Genomic DNA, 22,112 nt, shown 5'->3' on the forward strand with positions numbered 1-22,112 from the left:
ATGGACGGCATCAGGCGCGGCGGCCCGGAAGTCCTGGGCGTTTCACCCGGGCTGGGGAAGCCCGGTCGGCCCCGCTCTCCATCTGTACGCGCCGCAGGTCTACCCGTTCTCCGTGCAGGGCGGGGCGTCCGGCAGGTGCTTCTTCGCCCAGGTGCCGAGTTCCCTGAGCGCGGGCTCCAGCGCGGCGCCGGACTCGGTCAGGCGGTAGGAGACCCGCAGCGGGGGTCCTTCGTCGACCTCGCGGACCACGAGTCCCGCTCCGCCGAGCTCGGCGAGCCGGTCGGAGAGCATGCGCTCGCTGATGCCGGGGATGGCCCGGCGCAGGTCGGCGAAGTGCGTCCGCCGCCCCTGCAGGACGGACAGGATCGGGCCGTTCCAGCGCTTTCCGAGCACCTGGAAGACGCGAGTGATGCCGTCGTCCACCCGCTTGCACTGAGCCGCGTCATGCGTCTGCTCCGCCGCCATGGAGCCAGGGTACTACCCGACCGTATGGGGATGAAAAAAAGTAAGTACCTGTGTTAGACATAGCTGCATACGAAACTTCATCCCGTCACCCGCGGGCTCGTTCCCTTGGAGACCCCCATGGCCACGCTGCTCCACATCGACTCCTCCCTCTTCCCGGGCGAGGCATCCGCCTCCCGCGCCGTGACCGACGCCTTCCGCAGGACCTGGGAGGAGCAGCATCCGGGCGGCACGGTGATCTACCGGGACCTGGCCGTGAACCCCGTCCCGCACATCGACGCCCACGCCCACACCGCCGGCTTCGTCGACGCGGCCGCGCACACCCCCGAGCAGGCGGCCGCCTTCGCCGACCGCGTGAAGCTGATCGAGGAGCTGGAGCAGGCGGACGCGGTGCTGATCGGCGCGCCGATGTACAACTACTCGATCCCCTCGACCCTCAAGGCGTGGCTGGACAACGTGATCCTGTTCGGCCGCACCGCGGGTGAGGCCCCCTCCGCCAAGGGCACGCCCGTCACGGTCGTGGCCAGCCGCGGCGGCTCCTACGCGCCGGGCACCCCGCGCGAGCCGTACGAGTACGTCCAGAACTACCTGACGGCGGTCCTCGGCGACGCGCTCGGGCTCGAGCTCGACTTCATCGTCCCGGAGCTGACCATGGCCCCGCAGAACCCGGCGATGTCCGAGCTGATCCCGCTCTTCGAGGCCTCCCGCGACCGCGCCCTCCAGGACGCGACCAGCAAGGCGAAGGCCCTCGCGGAGCGCTTCGCCGCGTAAGGCACAAGGACGGCTCGGCGGCGAACTCCGTCTCCCTCGCTCGTCCGTTCGGCCCGCCGCGGTCGCCGCCCGGTGCGGTTCCTCCCAGAGTGGGTGGGGTGGCCCGGCCGGAAGGGGTGTGGGCGGACAAGAGTGAGGAGTGAGCCGCGTATGAGTCCCAGGAAGGCAGCGAAGGTGGCGACGGAGGGGTTCCCCACCGCCGAGGACGCCCTGGAGATCGCCTCGGAGTGGGCGCCCGCCCAGCTCATCGACAGCGAGGAGATCGGCCTGCGGCTGAACCGGATGATGGCGGACGGGCCGCACGCCCAGCCGGGCATGGCGCCGCCCGGCCCAGCCGCGCCCGCCGCTCACCTCGCCGCGGCCGGTCTCGGCGAAGCCGGGTGGAACGTGGCCGACGGGACGGCCGCGCCGATGGCCCCACCGATGGAGGCGGAGCGGCTCCGCTCCCTGGTGACCAGGCTCGTACGGGCCTCGCAGCGGGTGCGCAAGGACCACCGGCAGTTGAGCACCGCCGAGCGGGACCGGTACAACGAGGTGCTGCGTCAGCTCGCGACCACGCCGGCGTACAAGCAGCTCATCGCCGACCACCAGGACATGAGCCACCGGCACCACACCATGCAGGGAATGGGACCGGCCGCCACCCAGCGCTTCCTGCCCTGGCACCGCGCGTACTGCCTCAAGTTCGAGGACCTGCTCCGCTCGGTCGATCCCGCGCTGACGATTCCCTACTGGGACTACGCCAACGACCACGCCCGCCCCGACTGGGTGTGGAAGCCCACCGGCGTCTCCCGGCCGGCGCCCGCCACGAGCGGTCTGCCGACCCAGGCGACCATCGACGGGCTCCTGACCCGCCCCACGTTCACGGCCTTCACGTTCGGAAGGGTGATGGCCGGCGTCCAGCCCAACGGCCTGGAGGTGGCCGCCCACAACAATGTGCACAACTGGTGCCGCGGCACGCTCAGTCAGCCCATGGCCTCGTCGAACGACCCGATCTTCTTCCTGCTGCACGCCAACGCGGACCGCATCTGGGACCAGTGGCAGCTGACGCACACCGGCGGCCCCAACGTGACCGGCGCGGACGCCGGCCTGGACCCCTGGTGGACCCAGGCCGCCGGCGGCCTCACCACCGACTCCGTCAAGGACATCACCGTGCTCGGTTACTCCTACCAGTAGCCACCCGCCGCTGCCGTACGACGGCCTGCCCCGGGACGCCCGGCATCGACGGCTTCAGCCCGTCGGACTCAGCGGCGCCGACCTCGTCGCGGGGCCTGCTCGCACGGCCGTCGTGCAGCCCTGGCTCTACCTGTGGTTCCCGCTGCCCTTGTCACCGCCGGCCTGGCCGCTTCCTGCCGCGTTGCCCGTGCCGCCGGTGCCGGACGTGCCGTTGCCGGAATCCCCGGCTTTCCTCGCCGCACCGTTGCCGGTGTCCGCGGCGCCCCCGCCGGGTCTGCCCGTGCCCGCCGGTCCGCTCGGCGTGGCCGTCGCCCGCGCCAGCTGCTCGGAGCAGTACGAGGCGACCTTGTCCTGCCCGCCGGCGGCCGCGACGAGTTGCTGCCAGGCCCTCGCGTCGAGCGCCTTGCCAGGGCCCTTGACCTGCTCGTAGGAGCGGCAGTGGGCCTCGGTGTCCTGGGCGGGGGACGGGCCGCCTGTTGGCCGGGGGCCGCCGGGGGAGGACGCCGACGAGGCCTCCCCGCCCGGCCGCTCCGGGGCGACCGCCGACGGGTGCGCGGTCCCCCGGCCGGCACCGGCGCCGTCCGCGGACGAGCCGACCGAACCGATGGCCGCGACCGCGACACCGCCCAGGCTGAGGCTGGCGAACACCACGCCGAACGTCATCTTCACAGAGCGTCCGGCGCGCCGCTCCGCGGCCGGCCGCCAGTCGTCCCGGCGCCGGGTGCGCGCCCGGTGCGCGCCCGTGCCGCGGGCGGCCCGGAAGGCGGCCACCGCCCGCTGCTCGGCCTCGGGGTCGAGATGGCCCGCGCGTAGGGCGGCGGCCAGCGACGTCTCCAGCGAGGCGGCGTCATGCACGTCCCGCCGACCCGACACGGTGCAGCCAGGGTGCACCCGTCGACGGCCCGGAACCGCGCCGCCGCTCATCCGTTCACCCATGTCCGCTTCCGTTCCTGTCCGACGGGTTCGATTCGTCCGGCGTGCCGGGGCCCGTTGCCCGTCCGCCGACCCGCTGTCGCCGTCGTCGTTCGTTTCGACCCCCCAGCGCTCGGGAGGCCTCATCCGTCACACTCTCGTCCGTCTCGTCGCCGACGCCCAGCTGGCGGGCGAGGCGTTTCAGGCCCCGGTGGGCGGCGGTCCGCACGGCTCCCGGCCGCTTGCCCAGGACGCGTGCGGCGGCGGGACCGTCCAGGCCGACGACGACCCGCAGGAGCACGGCCTCGGCCTGGTCCCCCGGCAGTGAGCGCACCAGTTCCAGGGCCCGCTCGGTGGAGAGGGACTCCAGGGCCAGGTCGGGGGTGCTGTGCGGGGCGGGCAGGTCCAGTACGTCCTGTTCGGTCCCTCCCGCCCGGGGCCGTACGCGCTGGCGGCGCAGATGGTCCAGTGCCCGGTGCCGGGCGATGGTCGCCGTCCAGCCGCGGAACCCTGCCCCGTCCCCCTTGAACCGTCCGAGGTCCCGGGTGATCTCCAGCCAGGCGTCGGACGCCACGTCCTCCGCGTCGTCGCCGACGAGCCCGCGCAGATAGCCGAGAAGGCCCGGCTGCACGATCCGGTAGGCGACCGCGAAAGCGGTTTCGTCACCGTCCTGGGCCCGCGCGACTGCCGCTCCCAGTTCCGTGTCGTACGCCTGCACGCGCCGGGGGTGCCGTACCTGGCTCAAGAGTGTCCTCGTTCGCGCGGGGTTCATGCCGTTTGTCGTCCGCCGTGCTCCGGTCGCGTCGACGGCCCCCTAGTGACCAGCGTCAGTTCTCACGGAAATGTCACAACGCACCAGGCGTCTTCACGTCGTCGCTGTCCGTGCCCGGGTGACGTTTCGCGCCGGCCCTGCGCTGCATGGCGTGGATACCGGGTCCGGACCGGAGGCCGAGGGCGACCGCCCGGCCGGGTACCGGCACCACGACCCGCCAGTCCCCGGACCCCGTCTGCGTGGCGCTGCTGACTCCCCCCGGAAGCGGCACGCAGAGGGACGGGGCGGCCTGAACCCCATCCACTGCGCGGGGTTCAGGCCGCCCGCACATGCCTCGGTGGTGAGGCAGCTGTCGGCCGAGGTGTAACACTTCCGGCCGCGTCCGCTCTGTCCATGTGGACGACCGTGTCGGTCGGCCAGGACAGGGGACGCGACTCGTGCAGTGGACGAACGACAGCGGCGGAGGGTACGGCGAGGATCCGTACGGCGGTGTCGGGCATGCGTATGCCTACGGCCACGAGCACGGCGGCAGCGCCACCGTCGACACGGCCACGATGCCCTGGCACCCGGCCGATCCGGCCACGATGCCCTGGCGCTCGGTGGAACCCGCGCAGTGGACGTACCCGGGGTACGACACCGATGCGCCGGCGCCCGCGGAGTTCGACACATCCGGCCAGCGCGTACCGGAACCGGACACGCCGACGGGCGAGTCGGTGCGGCCCGTCTTCGTCGATTCCTCGGGGCGCCGCCAGCGCCGCGTGCTCCGCGCCGCCCGGCTGCTGGTGATCCCCGCCGGCGGCTACGTCGCCCTGCTGATCAGCACGATGCTGGGCGGCCCCAGCGTCAGCTCCCCGTTCGTGCCGCAGTCGGGCGCCACGCATCCGGCCGTTCCCCGCGCGACCGCACCCGACTCCACGCCCGGCACAGGCCGTACCGCGGGGAGCGCGGGCCCCTCCGCGGCGCAGAAGACCTCCAGTCCCACTGACCGGCCGACGGTGTCGACCGCCCCTGCGGCCACGTCCCGGTCCACCACGATCACGTCCCCGACCCCGACCACCACCTCCGCCCCCGCCCGCACCTCCAGGGGCCGTGCCATCGGCTCGTCCCACAAGCCCGTGAAGTGATCCAAGGCCCCGACGTGACCGATCGCCGACGCCGCAAGGCTTCTCCCCGCCGCCACAGCCGTATCCGTCAGATCACACCCCGCACCCACTGGCTGCTGCTGAGCGTGCTGGCGGTGACCCTGTCGACGGCCCTCCTGCTGCAGGGCTACACCCACCACATGTTCGCAATCACGTCCGACGACGTGACCGGCGCCCGGGGCCGCAGCGACACGGTGCCCACCCAGGTGGTCCACGGCGGCCCCGTGATCGCGAACGCCGCCACCTCTCCACACACCGCCAAGGCACAGGCCCGCACCATCGCGCTCACCTTCGACGACGGCCCCGACCCCGTCTGGACGCCACGCATCCTGGACGTGCTGCGCCGCAACCACGTGCACGCGACGTTCTTCGTCGTCGGAACCCAGGTCGTGGCCCATCCGGAGCTGGTCCGCCGGATCGTCGCCGACGGCCACCAGATCGGCATCCACTCCTTCACCCATCCCGACCTGGCCCGCCTCGCCCCGTGGCAGCGTTCCCTGGAGCTGCGGGAGACGCAGCTGGCGGTGGCCGGCGCCGCCGGGGTCACCTCCGCGCTGCTGAGGCCGCCGTACTCCGCGAAGAACGACGCGCTGGACGACGCCGACTGGTCCGTCCTCCAGCAGGCCGACGCGGCAGGCTATGTCACGGTGCTCTCCACCCAGGACGCGGAGGACTGGCAGCGCCCCGGTGCGGACCGCATCCTCGCGAACGCGACACCGCACGGGCGCTCCGGGCAGATCCTGCTGATGCACGACGGCGGCGGTGACCGGTCCCAGACCGTCGCAGCGCTCAGCACCCTGATCCCACGGCTCAAGGCACACGGTTTCCGGTTCGCGACAGCAGGTGCCGCGGTCGGCATGGCCGGACCCGTCCAGCCCGCCGGGCTCGGCGACCGTCTGCAGGGGATGGCCCTCATCAGCGTGTTGCAGGCCGGCGACTGGGTCGTGTGGCTGCTGGGCGTGCTGATGTACGCGGCCGGAGCGATCAGCGTGCTGCGCGCGGCGGTCGTGCTGATCGCGGCCCGTCGCCACCGGCGGCTGCGGACGGGACGCCGGAGCCGGTCCTGGGGGCCGCCGGTGACCGAGCCGGTCAGCGTCATCGTCCCCGCGTACAACGAGAGCGCCGGGATCGAGGCGGCCGTACGCTCACTCCTCGCCTCGGACCATCCGGTCGAGATCATCGTGGTGGACGACGGCTCGACCGACGGCACCGCCGACCTGGTGGAGTCGCTGCGCCTGCCGGTGCGGGTGATCCGCCGGCAGAACGCGGGCAAGCCCGCCGCGCTCAACACCGGACTCGCCGCTGCCACCTACGACCTGGTGGTCATGGTCGACGGCGACACGGTCTTCGAACCCGACACCGTCCGCACGATCGTGCAGCCCTTCGCCGACCCCCGGGTGGGCGCCGTCTCGGGCAACGCCAAGGTCGTCAATCGCGGAGGTCTGCTGGGCCGCTGGCAGCACATCGAGTACGTGGTCGGTTTCAACCTCGACCGCCGTCTGTTCGACCTCGCCGAGTGCATGCCGACCGTCCCGGGAGCGGTGGGCGCCTTCCGCCGCCGGGCACTGCTCGACCTCGGCGGGGTCAGCGACGTCACCCTCGCCGAGGACACCGACCTCACCATGGCGCTGTGCCGGGCCGGCTGGCGGGTGGTGTACGAGGAGGGCGCGAAGGCCTGGACCGAGGCGCCCGCGTCGCTGAACGCCCTGTGGCGTCAGCGGTACCGCTGGTGCTACGGCACCCTGCAGGCGATGTGGAAGCACCGCGGCGCGCTCGTGCACCGCGGCGCGCTCGTGCAGCGCGGCGCGGCCGGAAAGCTCGGCCGCCGGGGCCTGGGCTACCTGCTGCTCTTCCAGGTGCTGCTGCCGCTGCTCGCACCCGTCGTGGACATCTTCGCCGTGTACGGGCTGCTCTTCCTCGATCCGGTCCGGATCGTCGGGCTGTGGCTGGCCTTCCTCCTGCTGCAACTCATGATGGGCCTGTACGCGTTCCGTCTGGACGGAGAACGGCCCGGCCCGCTGTGGAGCCTGCCGCTGCAGCAGTTCGTCTACCGCCAGCTGATGTACCTGGTGGTGATCCAGTCCGTCTTCACCGCCGTGTCGGGCTCCCGGCTGAGGTGGCAGCGCATGGAGCGCTACGGCAGCCTGCGGGCCCCGGTGGGGGCGGAGGCGCCCGGCAACGACCTCCCTCCGCAGGACCCCGGCAGTCCGCAGTGGCCGCCGTATCACAGCGGTCCGCAGCCGGCGCCGTACGACCCCTTCCAGCAGCCGGCGCCGTACGGCGGCCTTCCCCAGCCGCCGCCGCACCCGGGTTTCCGGCAGCCCGGACCGTACGAGACACAGCAGTTGTACTGAGAGAACAGTGAGCAGAGCCCATGAGCGGAACCCGGCGCCGACCGCCGCAGCGCTTCAACGGCGGCACGCGTGGCGGGGCTGACCGCGGCACGAGCCGCCGGGCCGCACGTCGTGACCAGGCCCCACGAGAGGACCTGCCGGGCCGCGCCAGAAGAAGGGCGCCACAGAAGAAACGTTGGATCGACTACCCGCGCCGGAGCAGGACGGGCCCGCGCCGCTGGCTGCCGTCGGTGCGCCAACTGCTGGCGCTCTTCCTGCTCTTCTTCGGCGGCACGGCAGCGGCCGTCGGCTACGCCTACGCCACGGTCACCATCCCCGACCCCAACCCCACGACGCTGCTGCAGAACAACGTCTACTACTGGTCGGACGGCACCGTCCTGGCCACCGACGGCAGCGTCAACCGGCAGAATGTCACCCTCGAGCAGGTGCCCGCGAACGTGCAGTGGGACTTCATCGCCGCGGAGAACTCGTCCTTCTACACCGACCCGGGCATCGACCCGCAGGGCATCGCCCGCGCCGTCATCCACATGGCCGAGGGCGACTCCGTCCAGTCCGGATCGACGATCACCCAGCAGTTCGTGAAGAACACCTACCTGGACCAGTCGCAGACGATCTCCCGCAAGTTCAAGGAACTGCTGATCTCGTCCAAGATCGGCGCCAGCATGACGAAGCGGCAGATCCTCCAGGGATATCTGAACACCTGCTTCTTCGGCCGCCAGACCAACGGCATCCAGGCCGCCGCCCGCACGTACTACAACCTCCCGGTGGAGAAGCTCGACGCGAGCCAGGGGGCCTTTCTCGCCGCGGCGGTCAACGAGCCGAGCCTCTTCCAGTACGCGGACTCCGATCCCACGGCCAGGGCAAAGGCCGAAGCCCGCTGGTCCTGGGTGCTCGACCGGATGGTGAAGACCGGCAGACTGACGCCCCAGCAGCGGGCCCGGTACGCCGCCGCGGGCTTCCCGACGCCCAGGAAGTGGGCCCCCGGTTCGGGACTCACCGGCCAGACCGGCTACCTGGTCCAACTGGCCCGGTCGTATGTCCAGGCGCACGACCCGACCGTCACCGACAGCAGCCTGAGCCGGGGTGGTTACCAGATCCACACCACCTTCGACAGGAAGAAGACGGCGGAACTGTCCCGGGCCGTCGCGAAGGTGCGGGGGCAACGTCTCGACCCCGCCCACCGGTCGGTCGACCGGGACGTGCAGGTCGGAGCCGCCTCGGTGGACCCCGGGACCGGCCGGATCCTGGCCGTCTACGGCGGTCCCGGCTTCGACCGGGCCCACTACTCGGACAACGCCGACACCTCCGGCGTCCCGGTGGGATCGACGTTCAAACCGGTCGTCCTCGCCGCCGCGCTCCAGCACGGAGCCGTCATGCGACCCGGCAGACCCGCACAGCCGATCACCCCGGCCAGCAAGTTCAACGGTGACGACGGCATCAGGATCAAGGACCAGCAGGGCGACTACGTCACCGACGACAAGGACCCCACCGGCCTCCTGCACCAGCACAACGACACCACGCACCGCTGGGGCTACATCTCTCTGCGCACGGCCATGGAGCAGTCGGTCAACACGCCGTACGTGCAGCTGGGAGAGGACGTCGGCTACGGCAACGTGGCGAAGACGGCCCAAGCCCTCGGCCTGCGCTCCGGCAGCCTCGCCGATCCCAGCGCCGGCTTCTACATCGGCACCTCGACACCGAGCGCCATCCGGATGGCAGGCGCCTACGCGACCTTCGCCGCCTCCGGTAGGCAGACCACCCCGTACTCGGTGACCAAGGTGACCCACAACGGCACCGCGCTGCCCGGCTTCACCGCCCCCGCCCCCGTACAGGCTCTGCCGTCGGCCGTCGCCGACCACGTGACCGACGTGCTCCGAGGCGTCATAGCCCGGGGCACCGGCACCAAGGCCCAGGCGCTCGGGAGGACGGCCGCGGGCAAGACGGGAACCACCGACGACTACCGGTCGGCCTGGTTCGTCGGCTACACCCCCCAACTCGCCACCTCCGTGGTCCTTTTCCGGGAGGACGCGAAACACCCCCAGCTGCAGTCCCTGGCAGGCGTCGGCGGCCTCCAGAAGGTGTTCGGCGGCGACATCCCCACCGAGATCTGGACCCAGTACATGCGCGACGCCCTCACCGGCCTCCCCGACGTTCCCTTCCCCACCCCCGTGCCCCTGGGGCACGGCACCGACGAGCCGGGCGCTCCCTCTCCCACTCCCTCCGGACCCCCGGCCAAGCGGAGTGCCAAGCCCGGCAGGAAGGGGTCGTCCCCCACCGTCGCTCCCACACCAGGCGCCCCGACATCCGGCCGCAACTGCCACCCGCACAAGTGCCGTTGAGCCTCACGCGGACGGATCTCGACCGGCTGCCGGCGTCTCGTCGCCGCAAGGCGTCCAATGCCTGATGAACCGTCAACTATGCGGCGGCTCTTGCTGTTTGCTGTGCCGGCCTCTAGGTTAAGCGCGATCTTAAGTTTACTTAACCGGACACTTAAGCGAGGTCTCCGTGCCGCATCGCGCAAGACCACGTACATACCGGACAGTTGCTGCCAAAGCCGCCTTCGTCGCCGCGGTGGCGTTGGCCGTCGGAGCGAACCCGGGACCGGCCGAGGCGGCAGGCGCCGCCCCCGCTCACACCCAGCGCGTCGAGTACTTCCCCGGTCCCGCAGCAGAGCCCCGCCAGGTGACCGTCCCGGCGGACACCCCCGCCCGGACGGCCCGCCGCACACCGATACCGGTGGGCGCCCCCGCGGCGGTGAGCGCACTGCAGCGGACCGGACCTGTGGCCGGGCGGCTGGACCTGGTGGTGATGGGCGACGGCTACACCTCGGACGAACAGGACGAGTTCGCCACGGACGCCGAGGAGAAGCTGGACGAGATCTTCGACATCGAGCCGTACCGGAGCTACCGCGGCCTGTTCAACGTCTGGTTGGTCGACCCCGTCTCCCGCGAGTCCGGTGTCTCCGGCGACCCGACGACCGATGTCGTGAAGGACACCGCGCTGGGTGCCCACTTCTTCTGCGACGGCCTCGAGCGCCTGCTGTGCGTCGACACGGACAAGGTCGCGCACTACGCCGGTCTGGCCCCGGACGCCGACATCGTGTTCGTCATCGCCAACTCCGCCAAGTACGGCGGTGCCGGCTACTCCGCCGGTGACCTGCCGCCGGGCTCGCCCTTCCACGGTGTGGCGACGATGTCGTCCGCGAACGACAGGTCGTACCTCATAGGAGCCCATGAACTCGGCCACTCCATAGGCCACTTGGCAGACGAGTACCAGTACGCGGGCTACGGCGCCTACCCGTACACCGACGAACCGGCCGAGGCCAACCTCACGCTTCGCCGCGACCCGGGCGCGTCGAAGTGGTACCGCTGGCTCGGGGCCGACGACCCGACCGGTTCGGTCGTGGGTGCGTACGAAGGCGGGGGGTACTACGAGACGGGCATCTACCGGCCGACCGAGACGTCCATCATGCGCTCCCTGACGTCGGCCGAGTTCAACGTCGTCGGCCGCGAGGCGATGATCGCCGGCTTCTACGCCGACGCGGACGCGCTGACCTCCTCCGTCCCCACGTACCGGCCGGTGGGGCAAGGGCGGCGGATCACCGTACGCCTCGCCCCGCTGACCGGCCTCGCCGATCTCGAACTGACCTGGTACGTCGACGGCAGACAGGTCCCGTCGGCCACGGGCGCCCGGTCGGTGACGCCACACGAACTGGGCGTCCACGGCCGAGGCCACGAGATCACGGCGACCGTGACCGACCACACGACGGCCGTACGGGACCCAGCGGTCCGAGCACAGACGTCCGACTCGCTGACCTGGACGGTGCGGTGACGCGGTAGCCGCCGCGGCTCACTCGGTACCGGCGGGCCGGCGGGTGTCGTCGTCCGACCCCGTCTTCCTGAGCACCCTCAAGGCCGGCTGACCTGACGTCTGCGCGTCGCGACCGAGCGCCGGCCGCTGCACAGGGCTCACTCGGGCGGCAGAACACCCTGCTGGTGACCGAACCCGCTGACATGGAGGCCCGGCCCGTGCCGATGCGTCCGGTGGGTGCTCTGCGCGTGGCACACCGCGATGAGCGCGGCGTCGTCGTCGAGGCATCCGCCGACGTGGTCGAGCAGATCACGGCGGATGTGGTGCAGCAGCTCCTCGGGGCTGCTGCCCGCCCACTGGGCGGCCCGGTCCGCCAGCGGGTAGAAGGCGCGGTCGGCGTCCCGGGCCTCGATGACGCCGTCGGTGTAGAGCAGGAGGGTGTCCCCGGGCTCGAAGGCGAACACGTCGACGGTGTAGTCACCGGCCGCCGGCCCGTGGATGCCCAGCGGGGGCGCGGGGTGCACGGGGACCGTGACAGCGCTGCCGGGGCCGAGCAGCAGGGGCGGGGGGTGGCCGCAGCTCAGTATCCGCGTGACGTGCCCCTCGTCGGGGATCTCCACCAGCATCACGGTGGCGAACCGCTCGCCCACGTGTTCCTCGGGCCCGAGGTCGGGCAGGTTGCGGGCCACGCTTCGTTCCAGGGAGGCGGCCAGCGCGGGCAGGGAGGTGTGGTGGTGGGCGGCCTCGCGGAAGGCCCCGATGAGGAGCGCGGCCTCGCCGATCGCGGACAGCCCCTTCCCGCGGACATCGCCGATCATGACCCGCACGCCGTTGTCGGTGGGGGTCGCGGCGTACAGGTCACCGCCGATCTGGGCCTCGGCCTCGGCGGCCATGTACAGACACGCGATCCTCATCGAGCCGATCTGTTCCGGCAGCGGCCACAGCAGAACGTGCTGTGCCGCCTCGGCGACCATGCGTACCTGGGCCAGCTGGCGGACGCGGCGGTCACGCACCACGCAGAAGAACACGGTCAGCGTCGACAGCACGGCCAGGGCGAGGATCTGCACCAGCACGTTCCGGCTGAACAGCACGCCGAAGTGCCAGCCGATGTACGCCTGCGCTCCCACGGCCAGGAATCCGATCAACCCGGTCAGCCAGGCGTCGGCGAACGAGGCGGTGATCGCGGGGGCGATGACCAGCAGTGGACCCAGATGGATGTCGGCCGGGACCAACTGGTCGACCACCGTGATCACCACGATGAGCACGATCGGGATCAGCAGCAGCGCATGACTCGACTGCCACGGCTGCCGCACACCGGCCGTGTATTGCCGCACGTCCACATCTTCCACAGTGCACCATCCAGCTGGTGCGGACACTCCGGGCCGAACCTAGACTGGCGACGGCGTAGAAAGTCCCGGATGAGGAGATATGCACCATGGCCAAGCGAGGGAACAAGCGACGCGGGCGTAAGAAGAAGAAGGCCAATCACGGCAAGCGTCCCAACGCCTGAGCCAGAGGACACCCCCGGGTCCATGACCTGGGGGTTTCTGGCCTCACGCCGGCTGGAGCCGCGCCGCCCGCGGACACCCCCACCCCGGGCGACCGTGCCGCCTGGATCGACCTGCTGAACGAGATGGCCGCCCTCGCCCCGTCGTACGGCGCCAGTACCTGGCCTCGGCGTCCCGTCGTCACCCGAGCAGGGAGGCCGACTCCCGAGTGTGTACCTTCACGTCATGTCCATCGCTTTCGGCGTCCTCGGCGCTCTTGCGGCCCTGCTGGCTGTGATCAACGGTGTCCAGACCTTCCTCGGCCGTCAGCTTGTCAGGCCTTCGGTGAGCAGGCGTTCAGGCCGACAGCTTCGGGCCGAGTCGGCCGCCGCTGCCGTAGCCATGCTCGGTGCGTCCTTGGCGGCTTTCGGCATTCTGGCGGGTGGTCAGTGGCCTGCGGTGGGCGGCCTCGTGATGCTGGCCGGATGGACCGCCCTCATATTCGTTCGCAGGCAGTTCGCCGCCCAGACCTGATTCTGGAGCGAGGTCCTCGGCTACGTCGAACTCGGCCGCAAGGACGACGGAAGCATCGAGATCGGGCCGCCCGACTCCGGCTTCGGCGGCCCGCAGCCCACCCTCGTCCTCAGCCCGAGCAGCGAGCCGCGGACCGGGAAGCTCCGACTGCACATCGACGTCGACGCCACCGACCGCGACCAGGACGCCGAGCTGGAGCGGCTGCTCGCCCTCGGCGTCAGGCCCGCCGAGGTAGGCCAGGCCGGCACCGAGAACTGGCACGTCCTGGCCGACCCGGAAGGCAACGAGTTCTGCCTCCTGCACACCCGGCTCCAGCCCCTGTGACCCCATGCGTACGGCCGGCTCCGGACGGAACGAGTCCGGGGATCCCGTCACTGCCTCATGGCGTCATGCGACAGGGATCTCCCTCAGCTTCTGGGCCTGAATCAGATCCCCGACGGTCGTGCTCGTGTAGTACTGGGTGCCCAGCCCGGACTGGTTGAACCAGGGCCTGGCCGGCCCGGCCTCGACCGTGAACGGCGCGATGACCTCGTAGAGGTGGTAGTTGAACGGAGGGTTGGCAGAGCTGTAGTTGTCCAGGTTGCTCGGCGGGATCGCGCGCTTGGCGTACGGCGTGCCTTCCGGCGCGAGGAAGTTGCCCGGGTTCCCCCTGCCGAAGAGGTCGACCCGCTGCCCCTTCTGGAGGGTCAGCGACCGTTCCACCGGGCGGCCGTTGCGGAGCACGAACCCATGGTTGTCCGGGAACCACCAGCCGCCGATCTGCTGCGTCGGGTCCTTCTCCGGATTCGTCTGCCAGTAGCACCCGAGGAACCAGTACCGCGTTGTGGGGCCCTCCGGGTGGTAACCCCGCAGCATCCTCCCGATGGGGCCGGTGCGGGGAAGCTCCTTGGGGCCGAGCCGCCAGTCGCCGTCGTGGTAAGCCTCCAGCTGCGGGTGCGGCGCCGTGTTCGTCGCGGTGTCCCGATGCTCGGTCGGGCAGGAGGCGCCGTTTCGGCTCTGGGCTTCTGCGGCTTGGACGGTGGCGGGCGAGATGCCGACCATCAGGAGCGACAGAAGGACGCTCCCTACGATTTTGCGCGGTACGCGCATCCGATGTCTCCTTGACTGTCGCCGGCCGCAGGACCAGCCACGCGGCCCCCTTCGCGGACGCCGTTCAGTTCAGCTGCTCATCCTCAGGGCCTTGCGGAAGCAGTCACGGGTGGCCACTCGAATGGCGGTGCAAGTACGCACGGGCAGCCGAACAGCATTGCGACATGCAGACGGCTCTCGTACCCTCGCCCGGCCGCAGGCGCGACAGGGACGTCGCCGTGCTTCGCTCCCCTGCCATCGGAGAAGACCATGACCCGACCGGGCGACAGGAACCCGGCGGCAAGTACCGCGGGCGCGGCTACGACTACCTGCTGCCCGAGATCGGCAGGCGCCTTCTCGCCCGGCTGCTACTGCTTCAACACGGGCGGAGGAGGCAGCGGCGACCGCGATCTGATCGTCGCCAACGCGACCGGCAGCCACATGACGCCGGTGTCGCAAACCGGCGGCCGAGGGCTGCAGGACCTCTGCGTGGCGCCCTTACCTCTCGGCCTTTCCCGACCAGGAGTTCGTACAGCTCCTCGTCCCGGAGATGCGTCCTGCGGCGGGATGTGCTGGGCTGAAGACAGGGGAGGGAACGCGTCGCGGAGGCGCGCGCCCACCCGTGCGGCTCGGGAAGAGAACGAGCCCGTGCGACGAGCCGTTGACCGAGCCAGGACGGCGGAGACGGTGATGATGAGCAGACGGGTGACACCACGCAACGGCGAGAGCCCTCGGCGGGACTCGTCGCAGCCGTCGCCGTACGTTTCCCCGCCGGGCATCCCCCCATGCTGAGGGTGGGCACCTTCCTGCCCCCCGCCCCCCACGGCAGGACGGTGCCGCCCGGTGCACGTGGGGAGGTCGGCAAGATCCCGGCCGACGACCACGCGCTGTTGATGGAGCTGCTGCCCGCCCTCACGGACGTCGAGTTCCTGCACGGGCTGGACATCCGCCGCTCCTGCGTCCGCAACGGCAAGGTGTACTGCGGCGAGGTCTGCCTCAACGACCTCGACCTCTACATCTGGCACGCCTGCATGGCCAAGGACCCCGTCGGCTACACCCTGGAGGCCCTGCACACGCTCAGCCTGGACATCCCCGTCGTGCCCGATCCGACACGCTTTTCGACCGCCCTCGACAAGTACCGGGCACACCTCCGGCTGTCCCGGGCCGGCCTTCCGGTCCCCGACACGATCCTCGTCGGCCACCACAACACGGAAGCCGCCGTCCCCGTTCTCGCGGAGTGGGGCCGCGCCCTGCTGAAACCCCGGCGCGGTTCCTACGGACAGGGAGTCCTGCTGGTGGAGGATTTCGCGACGCTACGTGACCTGGCGGGTTACCTGGACAACACCCTCGCGGCCACCAGGGAGGGCACCTTCCTCCTGGAGCGTGTCTGCCCCGGCAGCGGCCCTGCGGACTGGCTCGGCACCACCCTCGTCAACGGCACGTTGATGTACGGCTATCGCAAGCGCAGCCACCGCTTCACCCGCCTGTCCACCGACGTCTGGAAGGTGTACGACCCGGAGGGGATCGGCGGCGATGTCGACGGCTGTGAAGTCCCCGCGACACACGCCCGACTCGCCCGCAGGGCCCAGCAGGCCCTGGGCTTGCCGCTGGTCGGCTTCGACTTGATCGTGAGTCAGGGGCAGCCCTTCATCGTGGACGAGAACACCTTCCCTGGTCTCTACCCCGATCTCTTCGCTGCCGCGGGACGCTCGCTCGGCCGTGAACTCTTCACTCTTGTCCAGGGCTTGATCAGGGACTTGAGCGCGAACCGCCCAGAGGCACTGGAGGTAACGGCGCATCCCCGCCGGGCGGGGGCGACGCTCCCGGCGCGTCCGGGCCGTGCCCTTGCCGATCAGGAAGGACCCGGAACGCCGATCAGCGTTCGGCGGCGTACCTAGTGCCCCGACAGGCAACGTTCGCCCCGTCGCGACGCCCGGCACGCACTCTTGCCGCACCGGCCGAAAGCCCAAGTACGTCCAGTACGAGGACTTCCGGCCGGCACGCCGAGAGCACGCACCGGACGCCGCTCCTTGACGGGCAAACGTTGCCTGCCGGGGCACTGGACGCAATGCCGGTGACCGCCAAGGCGGGTCAGGTGAGGCAGCCGGACGGCGAGCGGTTGTCGCATCACGGTCCTGGACCCGGCACGCCCGCGCGACGAGGCCCGGGTTGCGGCACGCCCGACCTCTCCCAGAGGCTGTCATGGACGGCCACGGTGGCCACGGGTGCGAACTGCCGCTTCGTGCAGGCACGGCCGACACGGAGGGAACTCGATGCGTAGCAGGGGCACAGGCATGACGAGACCGTGGCGCCGCTGCTGCCCACGCCGAGTCTCGCGGCCCGCGGGCCGATCGAGGTCCGCACCCCACGCGTCGGGACACGCACACCCACTTCTCCTGAGCGTGGTGCAGGTCACAGGAAGTCGGTGCCGGGTGCCGGACAGCTCATTGAGGTGAGCACTCATATGCGTACCCGGGTTCGGGCCGGGGAATCGAGCGCGTTCGCCGAACTCTTCGACAGCTATGCCCGCGCGGTCTACAACCATGCCTTCCGGCTCACCGCCGACTGGTCGACGGCCGAGGACGTGATGGCCGCGACCTTCATGGAGGCATGGCGCCTGCGTGACAAGGTCGACCCCGAGGGGGGTTCCCTGCGGCCCTGGCTGCTGGGCATCGCCACCAACACGGCGCGCAACCAGTACCGGAGCAACCGGCGCTACCGGGCGGCGGCCAATGCCGCCGCGGCGGCCGAGCTGTCGGTGCCCGACCACGCCGATGAGGTGGCCGACCGGGTCGACGACCGGCGGCGACTCACCACGGCTCTCACCGCGCTCGCCGCGCTGCGCAGACCGGAACGCGAGGTCATCGCGCTCTGCCTGGGGGAGGGCCTGGACTACGTGGCCGCGGCGGAGGCCCTCGGGATTCCGGCCGGCACGGTGGCCTCACGGCTTTCCCGGGCCCGCAGGAAGCTGCGCACGGCGGCCGGACCGTCCCGCCCCGCAACCGAGACAGTACGCAAGAAAATGCCCGGGAAACGGGAAGGCGGCGACGTCGGCCGACAGACAAAGGGTGATCGCACAAACGCGGTCCGGCCCGCGCAGGAAGGAACCCGATGAACGCGGACACGTCCCGGCAGCACCCGGCCGAAGAGGATGAGAGCGCACGGCTCCTGTCCTGGACGGCGCGTGACCTGCCGACGGGCCGTCACCAGTTCCACAAGGAGCGTCTGATGGCCCATATTCACGACACGCGGCAGGCAGAGCACAGGACGACGGCAGTCCCCGCGAAGACCCGGCGTTTCCGGCTGCCGCGTCCGGCGATCGCGCTGCCCGCGATGGCCGCGGCTCTGGCGGCGGCGGTCGTCGCCGGCAACGCGATGTCCGGCGGCCGAGCCGGGGGCGGCGGCGTCGCCGACGGACCGGCCCTCACCACACAGATCGGCACCACGACCACCAAGGGCGTACCGCAGCTGCTGAACCAGATCTCGCTGGCGGCGGCCGACGGGACCCGCCCGGCGGTCAAGCCCGGCCAGTACGTCTACATAGAGTCCAAGACCGCCGACACCTTCCCGAAGACCGACCACGGCAGGACCACTCTGGCCAGCCACGAACTGCACCGCCGCCAGGTGTGGATGTCGCCGGACGGCACCAAGGGCTGGCTGATCGACCCCGCGGTCAACGACAGTCCCGAGGGCGAGACCCTGAGCCTGCCCGACGAGCAGGGCAACACCCCGAAGGCAACTCTGAACAGTCCGTCGTACGACTACCTGGCCAAGCTCACCACCGACCCCGACGAACTGCTGACCAAGATCTACAAGGAGACCAAGGGCCACGGGAACTCCCCTGACCAGGAGGCCTTCACCACCATCGGAGACCTGCTCGTCGAGAGCTACCCGCCGGCGGAGCTCTACTCGGCGCTGTTCAAGGCCGCCGCGAAGATCCCCGGTGTCGTCGTCGTGCGGGACGCGGTGGACGCGGTGGGCCGGAACGGGGTGGCGGTGGCCCGGCTCGACGAGACCAGCGGTCAGCGCGAGGAATGGATCTTCGACAGGAAGACTCATGTCCTCCTCGGCGAGCGCAGTGTCCAGGTGCGGAGTTCCACTGAGGCGGGCACCGTGATCAAGCCCGGTACGGTGACCTTCACCACCGCCGTCCTGAAGCGGGCCGTCGTCGACGGTATGAAGCAGACCCCGTCGCAGGCCGGCTGACACGTCCTGGCCGACGGACCAGCCCCAGGCCGTCGGCCAGGAGCCGGGTCTCGAACATGGTGTGCCAGGGCCGTTCGGCCCTTGTCGACCGCTGCACCTACTGACTTCACTGATGCCGCGGTCCCGCCTGTGGTGCTTTGACCTCGCCCGTGGGCTCGGCGAAGCGGTCCCGCTCACGGGCGAGGCCCAGGCGGGCCGCGCATCACGAGGACGGACGGGAGAACGCCGTATGGCGGGGAAGCGGGAGCGGAGATGATCGCGGCGGTGGGGCACGCCGACCTGACTTCGGACATGCTGGATCTGGTGGAGGCCGAGCTGCGGGCGGCACTGGAGCGGTTCCCCGATCGCAGGTCCGCGCTGGTACGGGCGGGGGCCGGTGTGCCGCTGGCGTTCGGGCGGGCGGTGCGCGCGGCGGGGCGGGAGCTGGTCTTGGTGACTCCCACCCAGGGGATGGTGCCCGCGTTGCTGCCGGAGCGGGACCGGACGGCGGTCGGGAAGCTGGTGCCCCTCGCCCAGCAGGTGCGTCTGGTGGCGTACGACCCTGCCGACCGGGACGCGTGTGTCGGCGCGGACGAGCGGATGATCAACGAATGCCGGCAGCTGCTGGCCGTGTGGGACGGCTCGCCCTCCAACGGCCGCGACGCCACCGCGCACCTGGTGGCGTACGCCCGTGCCCGCGGCATTCCGGTCCAGGTCGTGTGGCCGACGGGGGCCACCCGCGAGGCGACACCCGACGGACCGGCCCGGGACGCGGTCGCCGACCCGCGGCAACAGCCGTCTCCCGACCACCGTGGGCCCCGTGCCCACTCGGATCACCGGCGAGGCGGACCAGCCCGATGACCGGCACCACCGCTACCGCACACCACCGCACCAGGAAAGACGGACGACGAGGAGAGATCACACCGGAGGGCGCCACCAGCGCTTCGCGTGCCTTCGCCTGGCTGCTGATCGTGTCCGGAGCGCTCGGCATCCTCGCCTCGTTCGTGATCACCATCGACAAGTTCCAGCTGTTGCAGGACCCGCACTTCTCGCCCTCGTGCAACCTCAGCCCGGTGCTGTCCTGCACGAACGTCATGCGCAGCGCCCAGGCGTCCGTGTTCGGCTTCCCCAACCCGATGCTCGGGCTGCTCACCTACCCGGTGGTGGTCGCGGTCGGGTTCGCGCTGCTGGCCGGCGCCCGCTTCCGTCGCTGGTTCTGGCTCGGGCTGAACGCGGGCACGCTGTTCGGCGCGGGCTTCTGCATGTGGCTGATGACCCAGGCGCTGTACGAGATCGACGCCCTGTGCCTGTGGTGCTGCCTGGCCTGGGCCGCCACCATCGCGATGTTCTGGTACGCCAGCGTGCACAACCTGCGGCACGGCATCATCCGCGCCCCCCGCGCCGTGGTCGCCGGGGTGACAGAGTTCCACTGGGTGGTGCCGATCACCTGGTACCTGGCCATCGTGATGCTGATCGCCACCCGCTGGTGGGACTACTGGCAGACGCTGCTCTGAGGCCGGCTCCGCCGAACGGATGCACGAGGTGGCGAGTGTTGGCGAAGGTCGGTGAGTCTGGTTGATGCCGATCCGGGTGTCAGTAGCGTCGCATCGGAACGACGTCGCTACTCGCAGCCGCGATGTCGGCTACTGCTTTTCGGAACATCGGAGACGAGTGAATTGTGAGCATCTCCAACGGATCTCAGGACGCCGCCGCCGCTGCACCAGCTGAGGAGTCGTACGAGAACGAGTTGCCGCTGCGGCGTGGTCAGCCGGGCAGTGTGGCCGTGGACTGGTTGACCACTACGGACCACAAGACGATCGGAACGCTGTATCTGATCACGTCGTTCGCGTTCTTCTGCGTCGGCGGTGTGCTGGCCCTCGTCATGCGCGCCGAGCTGGCCCGCCCGGGCCTGCAGATCATTTCGAACGAGCAGTTCAACCAGGCTTTCACGATGCACGGCCTGATCATGCTGCTGATGTTCGCGACGCCGCTGTTCGCCGGCTTCACGAACTGGATCATGCCACTGCAGATCGGCGCACCCGACGTGGCGTTCCCGCGGCTGAACATGTTCGCCTACTGGCTGTACCTCTTCGGCTCGCTCATCGCGGCGGCCAGCTTCCTCACCCCGCAGGGCGCCCCCGACTTCGGCTGGTTCATGTACGTACCCCTGTCGGACGCGGTCCACTCGCCGGGCATCGGCGCCGACATGGGGATCATGGGTCTGGCGTTCTCCGGCTTCGGCACCATCCTCGGCTCGGTCAACTTCATCACCACGATCATCTGCATGCGTGCTCCCGGCATGACCATGTTCCGCATGCCGATCTTCTGCTGGAACGTGCTGCTGACGGCCGTGCTGGTCCTGTTGGTCTTCCCGGTCCTCGCGGCCGCGCTGTTCGCCCTGGAGGCGGACCGGAAGTTCGGCGCCCACGTCTTCGACGCGGCCAACGGCGGCGCCCTGCTGTGGCAACACCTCTTCTGGTTCTTCGGCCATCCGGAGGTGTACATCATCGCGCTGCCGTTCTTCGGCATCGTTTCCGAGATCATCCCGGTCTTCTCCCGCAAGCCGATGTTCGGCTACATGGGACTGATCGCCGCGACCATCGCCATCGCCGGTCTCTCCGCGACCGTATGGGCCCACCACATGTACGTCACCGGCGGTGTGCTGCTGCCGTTCTTCGCCTTCATGACCTTCCTGATCGCCGTCCCGACCGGCGTGAAGTTCTTCAACTGGATCGGCACGATGTGGAAGGGCAGTCTGTCCTTCGAGACGCCCATGCTCTGGACGACCGGCTTCCTGGTCACCTTCCTCTTCGGCGGCCTGACCGGCGTGATCCTGGCCTCGCCGCCGATGGACTTCCACGTCTCCGACTCGTACTTCGTCGTCGCGCACTTCCACTACGTCCTCTTCGGCACGGTGGTCTTCGCGATGTTCGCCGGTTTCCACTTCTGGTGGCCGAAGTTCACCGGCAAGATGCTGGACGAGCGGCTCGGCAAGATGACCTTCTGGACGCTGTTCGTCGGCTTCCACACCACCTTCCTGGTCCAGCACTGGCTGGGTGTCGAGGGCATGCCGCGCCGCTACGCCGACTATCTGGCGACCGACGGATTCACCACCCTCAACACCATCTCGACGATCGGCTCGTTCCTGCTCGGTCTGTCGCTCCTGCCGTTCTTCTACAACGTGTGGAAGACGGCCAAGTACGGCAAGCCGGTGGGTGTGGACGACCCATGGGGCTACGGCCGTTCCCTCGAGTGGGCGACGTCCTGCCCGCCGCCGCGGCACAACTTCCTCACCCTGCCGCGGATCCGCAGTGAATCCCCGGCGTTCGACCTGCACCACCCCGACATTGCGATGCAGGAACAGGAGCACCAGCTCCCGGCGGGGCCGCAGAGGTGAGGAGCCTGCGGTGAGTGCCGAGATCGGGCCCGGGCACGTGAGCGA

18 protein-coding genes and 1 pseudogene are annotated in these 22,112 nt (G+C 70.4%); 14 read left to right on the forward strand and 5 right to left on the reverse strand.

The genetic code is table 11. The features are described from left to right. Window positions 1-99 precede the first annotated feature (99 nt). Complete coding sequence (locus tag ACWC5O_RS32650; protein ID WP_450581158.1) at window positions 100-465, reverse strand: winged helix-turn-helix transcriptional regulator; 366 nt, start codon at window positions 463-465, stop codon at window positions 100-102. A gap of 117 nt (window positions 466-582) precedes the next feature. Between ACWC5O_RS32650 and ACWC5O_RS32655 the strand changes: the two genes are divergently transcribed. Both ACWC5O_RS32655 and ACWC5O_RS32660 read left to right on the forward strand, forming a co-directional pair. After that, on the forward strand, window positions 583-1,233 hold the full coding sequence (locus ACWC5O_RS32655; RefSeq protein WP_450581157.1) for an FMN-dependent NADH-azoreductase: 651 nt from the start codon (window positions 583-585) through the stop codon (window positions 1,231-1,233). Window positions 1,234-1,383: 150 nt separating this feature from the next. Then, window positions 1,384-2,406 (forward strand): tyrosinase family protein, encoded by a 1,023-nt coding sequence (locus ACWC5O_RS32660; RefSeq protein WP_450581156.1) that lies wholly within the window; start codon window positions 1,384-1,386, stop codon window positions 2,404-2,406. A 126-nt stretch (window positions 2,407-2,532) separates the two neighbouring features. Here the strand turns inward: ACWC5O_RS32660 and ACWC5O_RS32665 are convergent, their stop codons facing one another. Together ACWC5O_RS32665 and ACWC5O_RS32670 are read right to left on the reverse strand one after the other, a co-directional pair. Then, window positions 2,533-3,342, reverse strand: coding sequence for a hypothetical protein (locus ACWC5O_RS32665; protein WP_450581155.1), 810 nt, complete (start codon window positions 3,340-3,342; stop codon window positions 2,533-2,535). Continuing rightward, window positions 3,335-4,090 carry an RNA polymerase sigma factor gene (locus tag ACWC5O_RS32670; protein ID WP_450581154.1) on the reverse strand — a complete coding sequence of 252 codons (756 nt, stop codon included), beginning with the start codon at window positions 4,088-4,090 and terminating at the stop codon, window positions 3,335-3,337. The genes ACWC5O_RS32665 and ACWC5O_RS32670 overlap by 8 nt, the downstream gene beginning before the upstream one ends. Window positions 4,091-4,527: 437 nt before the next feature. Between ACWC5O_RS32670 and ACWC5O_RS32675 the strand changes: the two genes are divergently transcribed. The 4 genes from ACWC5O_RS32675 to ACWC5O_RS32690 all read left to right on the forward strand — a co-directional run bounded on the left by ACWC5O_RS32675 (window position 4,528) and on the right by ACWC5O_RS32690 (window position 11,417). Beyond that, complete coding sequence (locus tag ACWC5O_RS32675; RefSeq protein ID WP_450581153.1) at window positions 4,528-5,214, forward strand: hypothetical protein; 687 nt, start codon at window positions 4,528-4,530, stop codon at window positions 5,212-5,214. 14 nt (window positions 5,215-5,228) lie between these two features. Then, the gene (locus ACWC5O_RS32680; RefSeq protein ID WP_450581152.1) at window positions 5,229-7,586 is read left to right on the forward strand and encodes a glycosyltransferase; all 2,358 of its coding nucleotides are present in this window, start codon (window positions 5,229-5,231) and stop codon (window positions 7,584-7,586) included. A 20-nt stretch (window positions 7,587-7,606) separates the two neighbouring features. After that, on the forward strand, window positions 7,607-9,925 hold the full coding sequence (locus ACWC5O_RS32685; RefSeq protein WP_450781130.1) for a transglycosylase domain-containing protein: 2,319 nt from the start codon (window positions 7,607-7,609) through the stop codon (window positions 9,923-9,925). A 232-nt stretch (window positions 9,926-10,157) separates the two neighbouring features. Next, entirely contained in the window at window positions 10,158-11,417 is a 1,260-nt protein-coding gene (locus ACWC5O_RS32690; RefSeq protein WP_450581150.1) for a M64 family metallopeptidase, read from the forward strand. Between the two features lie 137 nt (window positions 11,418-11,554). Here the strand turns inward: ACWC5O_RS32690 and ACWC5O_RS32695 are convergent, their stop codons facing one another. Continuing rightward, window positions 11,555-12,730, reverse strand: a complete 1,176-nt coding sequence (locus ACWC5O_RS32695) for a PP2C family protein-serine/threonine phosphatase (protein WP_450581149.1) — start codon at window positions 12,728-12,730, stop codon at window positions 11,555-11,557. A gap of 101 nt (window positions 12,731-12,831) precedes the next feature. Here ACWC5O_RS32695 and ACWC5O_RS32700 point away from each other — a divergent pair, with 101 nt between their 5' ends. Together ACWC5O_RS32700 and ACWC5O_RS32705 are read left to right on the forward strand one after the other, a co-directional pair. Further along, window positions 12,832-12,906, forward strand: a complete 75-nt coding sequence (locus ACWC5O_RS32700) for a 50S ribosomal protein bL37 (RefSeq protein ID WP_099504217.1) — start codon at window positions 12,832-12,834, stop codon at window positions 12,904-12,906. Window positions 12,907-13,417: 511 nt separating this feature from the next. After that, a pseudogene (locus ACWC5O_RS32705) lies at window positions 13,418-13,741 on the forward strand (VOC family protein); the annotation flags it as partial. A 63-nt stretch (window positions 13,742-13,804) separates the two neighbouring features. Here the strand turns inward: ACWC5O_RS32705 and ACWC5O_RS32710 are convergent. Continuing rightward, complete coding sequence (locus tag ACWC5O_RS32710; RefSeq protein ID WP_450581148.1) at window positions 13,805-14,506, reverse strand: TNT domain-containing protein; 702 nt, start codon at window positions 14,504-14,506, stop codon at window positions 13,805-13,807. A gap of 764 nt (window positions 14,507-15,270) precedes the next feature. On the opposite strand from ACWC5O_RS32710, the gene ACWC5O_RS32715 reads away from it, so the two are divergent. From ACWC5O_RS32715 to ctaD, 6 genes are all read left to right on the forward strand, one after another. Then, entirely contained in the window at window positions 15,271-16,383 is a 1,113-nt protein-coding gene (locus ACWC5O_RS32715; RefSeq protein WP_450581147.1) for an ATP-grasp domain-containing protein, read from the forward strand. A 566-nt stretch (window positions 16,384-16,949) separates the two neighbouring features. Further along, the gene (locus tag ACWC5O_RS32720; RefSeq protein WP_450581146.1) at window positions 16,950-17,600 is read left to right on the forward strand and encodes an RNA polymerase sigma factor; all 651 of its coding nucleotides are present in this window, start codon (window positions 16,950-16,952) and stop codon (window positions 17,598-17,600) included. Next, the gene (locus ACWC5O_RS32725) at window positions 17,597-18,691 is read left to right on the forward strand and encodes a CU044_5270 family protein (protein WP_450581145.1); all 1,095 of its coding nucleotides are present in this window, start codon (window positions 17,597-17,599) and stop codon (window positions 18,689-18,691) included. Before ACWC5O_RS32720 ends, ACWC5O_RS32725 begins: the two co-directional genes overlap by 4 nt. A gap of 252 nt (window positions 18,692-18,943) precedes the next feature. Then, window positions 18,944-19,531 (forward strand): hypothetical protein, encoded by a 588-nt coding sequence (locus ACWC5O_RS32730; protein WP_450581144.1) that lies wholly within the window; start codon window positions 18,944-18,946, stop codon window positions 19,529-19,531. Continuing rightward, a complete protein-coding gene (locus ACWC5O_RS32735) occupies window positions 19,528-20,184 on the forward strand; it encodes a vitamin K epoxide reductase family protein (protein WP_450581143.1) in 657 nt (218 codons plus the stop codon). Before ACWC5O_RS32730 ends, ACWC5O_RS32735 begins: the two co-directional genes overlap by 4 nt. A gap of 164 nt (window positions 20,185-20,348) precedes the next feature. After that, window positions 20,349-22,067, forward strand: a complete 1,719-nt coding sequence (ctaD, locus tag ACWC5O_RS32740; RefSeq protein WP_450581142.1) for an aa3-type cytochrome oxidase subunit I — start codon at window positions 20,349-20,351, stop codon at window positions 22,065-22,067. Window positions 22,068-22,112 lie beyond the last annotated feature (45 nt).

This window comes from Streptomyces sp. NPDC001450 (assembly GCF_053597295.1).

Coding starts and splice junctions, on each gene's coding strand:
- ACWC5O_RS32670 (WP_450581154.1), bottom strand. CDS start 4,090: ATGAACCCCGCGCGAACGAGGACACTCTTGAGCCAGGTACGGCACCCC.
- ACWC5O_RS32655 (WP_450581157.1), top strand. CDS start 583: ATGGCCACGCTGCTCCACATCGACTCCTCCCTCTTCCCGGGCGAGGCA.
- ACWC5O_RS32710 (WP_450581148.1), bottom strand. CDS start 14,506: ATGCGCGTACCGCGCAAAATCGTAGGGAGCGTCCTTCTGTCGCTCCTG.
- ACWC5O_RS32650 (WP_450581158.1), bottom strand. CDS start 465: ATGGCGGCGGAGCAGACGCATGACGCGGCTCAGTGCAAGCGGGTGGAC.
- ACWC5O_RS32665 (WP_450581155.1), bottom strand. CDS start 3,342: ATGGGTGAACGGATGAGCGGCGGCGCGGTTCCGGGCCGTCGACGGGTG.
- ACWC5O_RS32660 (WP_450581156.1), top strand. CDS start 1,384: ATGAGTCCCAGGAAGGCAGCGAAGGTGGCGACGGAGGGGTTCCCCACC.
- ACWC5O_RS32730 (WP_450581144.1), top strand. CDS start 18,944: ATGATCGCGGCGGTGGGGCACGCCGACCTGACTTCGGACATGCTGGAT.
- ACWC5O_RS32715 (WP_450581147.1), top strand. CDS start 15,271: ATGCTGAGGGTGGGCACCTTCCTGCCCCCCGCCCCCCACGGCAGGACG.
- ACWC5O_RS32725 (WP_450581145.1), top strand. CDS start 17,597: ATGAACGCGGACACGTCCCGGCAGCACCCGGCCGAAGAGGATGAGAGC.
- ACWC5O_RS32735 (WP_450581143.1), top strand. CDS start 19,528: ATGACCGGCACCACCGCTACCGCACACCACCGCACCAGGAAAGACGGA.
- ACWC5O_RS32720 (WP_450581146.1), top strand. CDS start 16,950: ATGCGTACCCGGGTTCGGGCCGGGGAATCGAGCGCGTTCGCCGAACTC.
- ACWC5O_RS32685 (WP_450781130.1), top strand. CDS start 7,607: ATGAGCGGAACCCGGCGCCGACCGCCGCAGCGCTTCAACGGCGGCACG.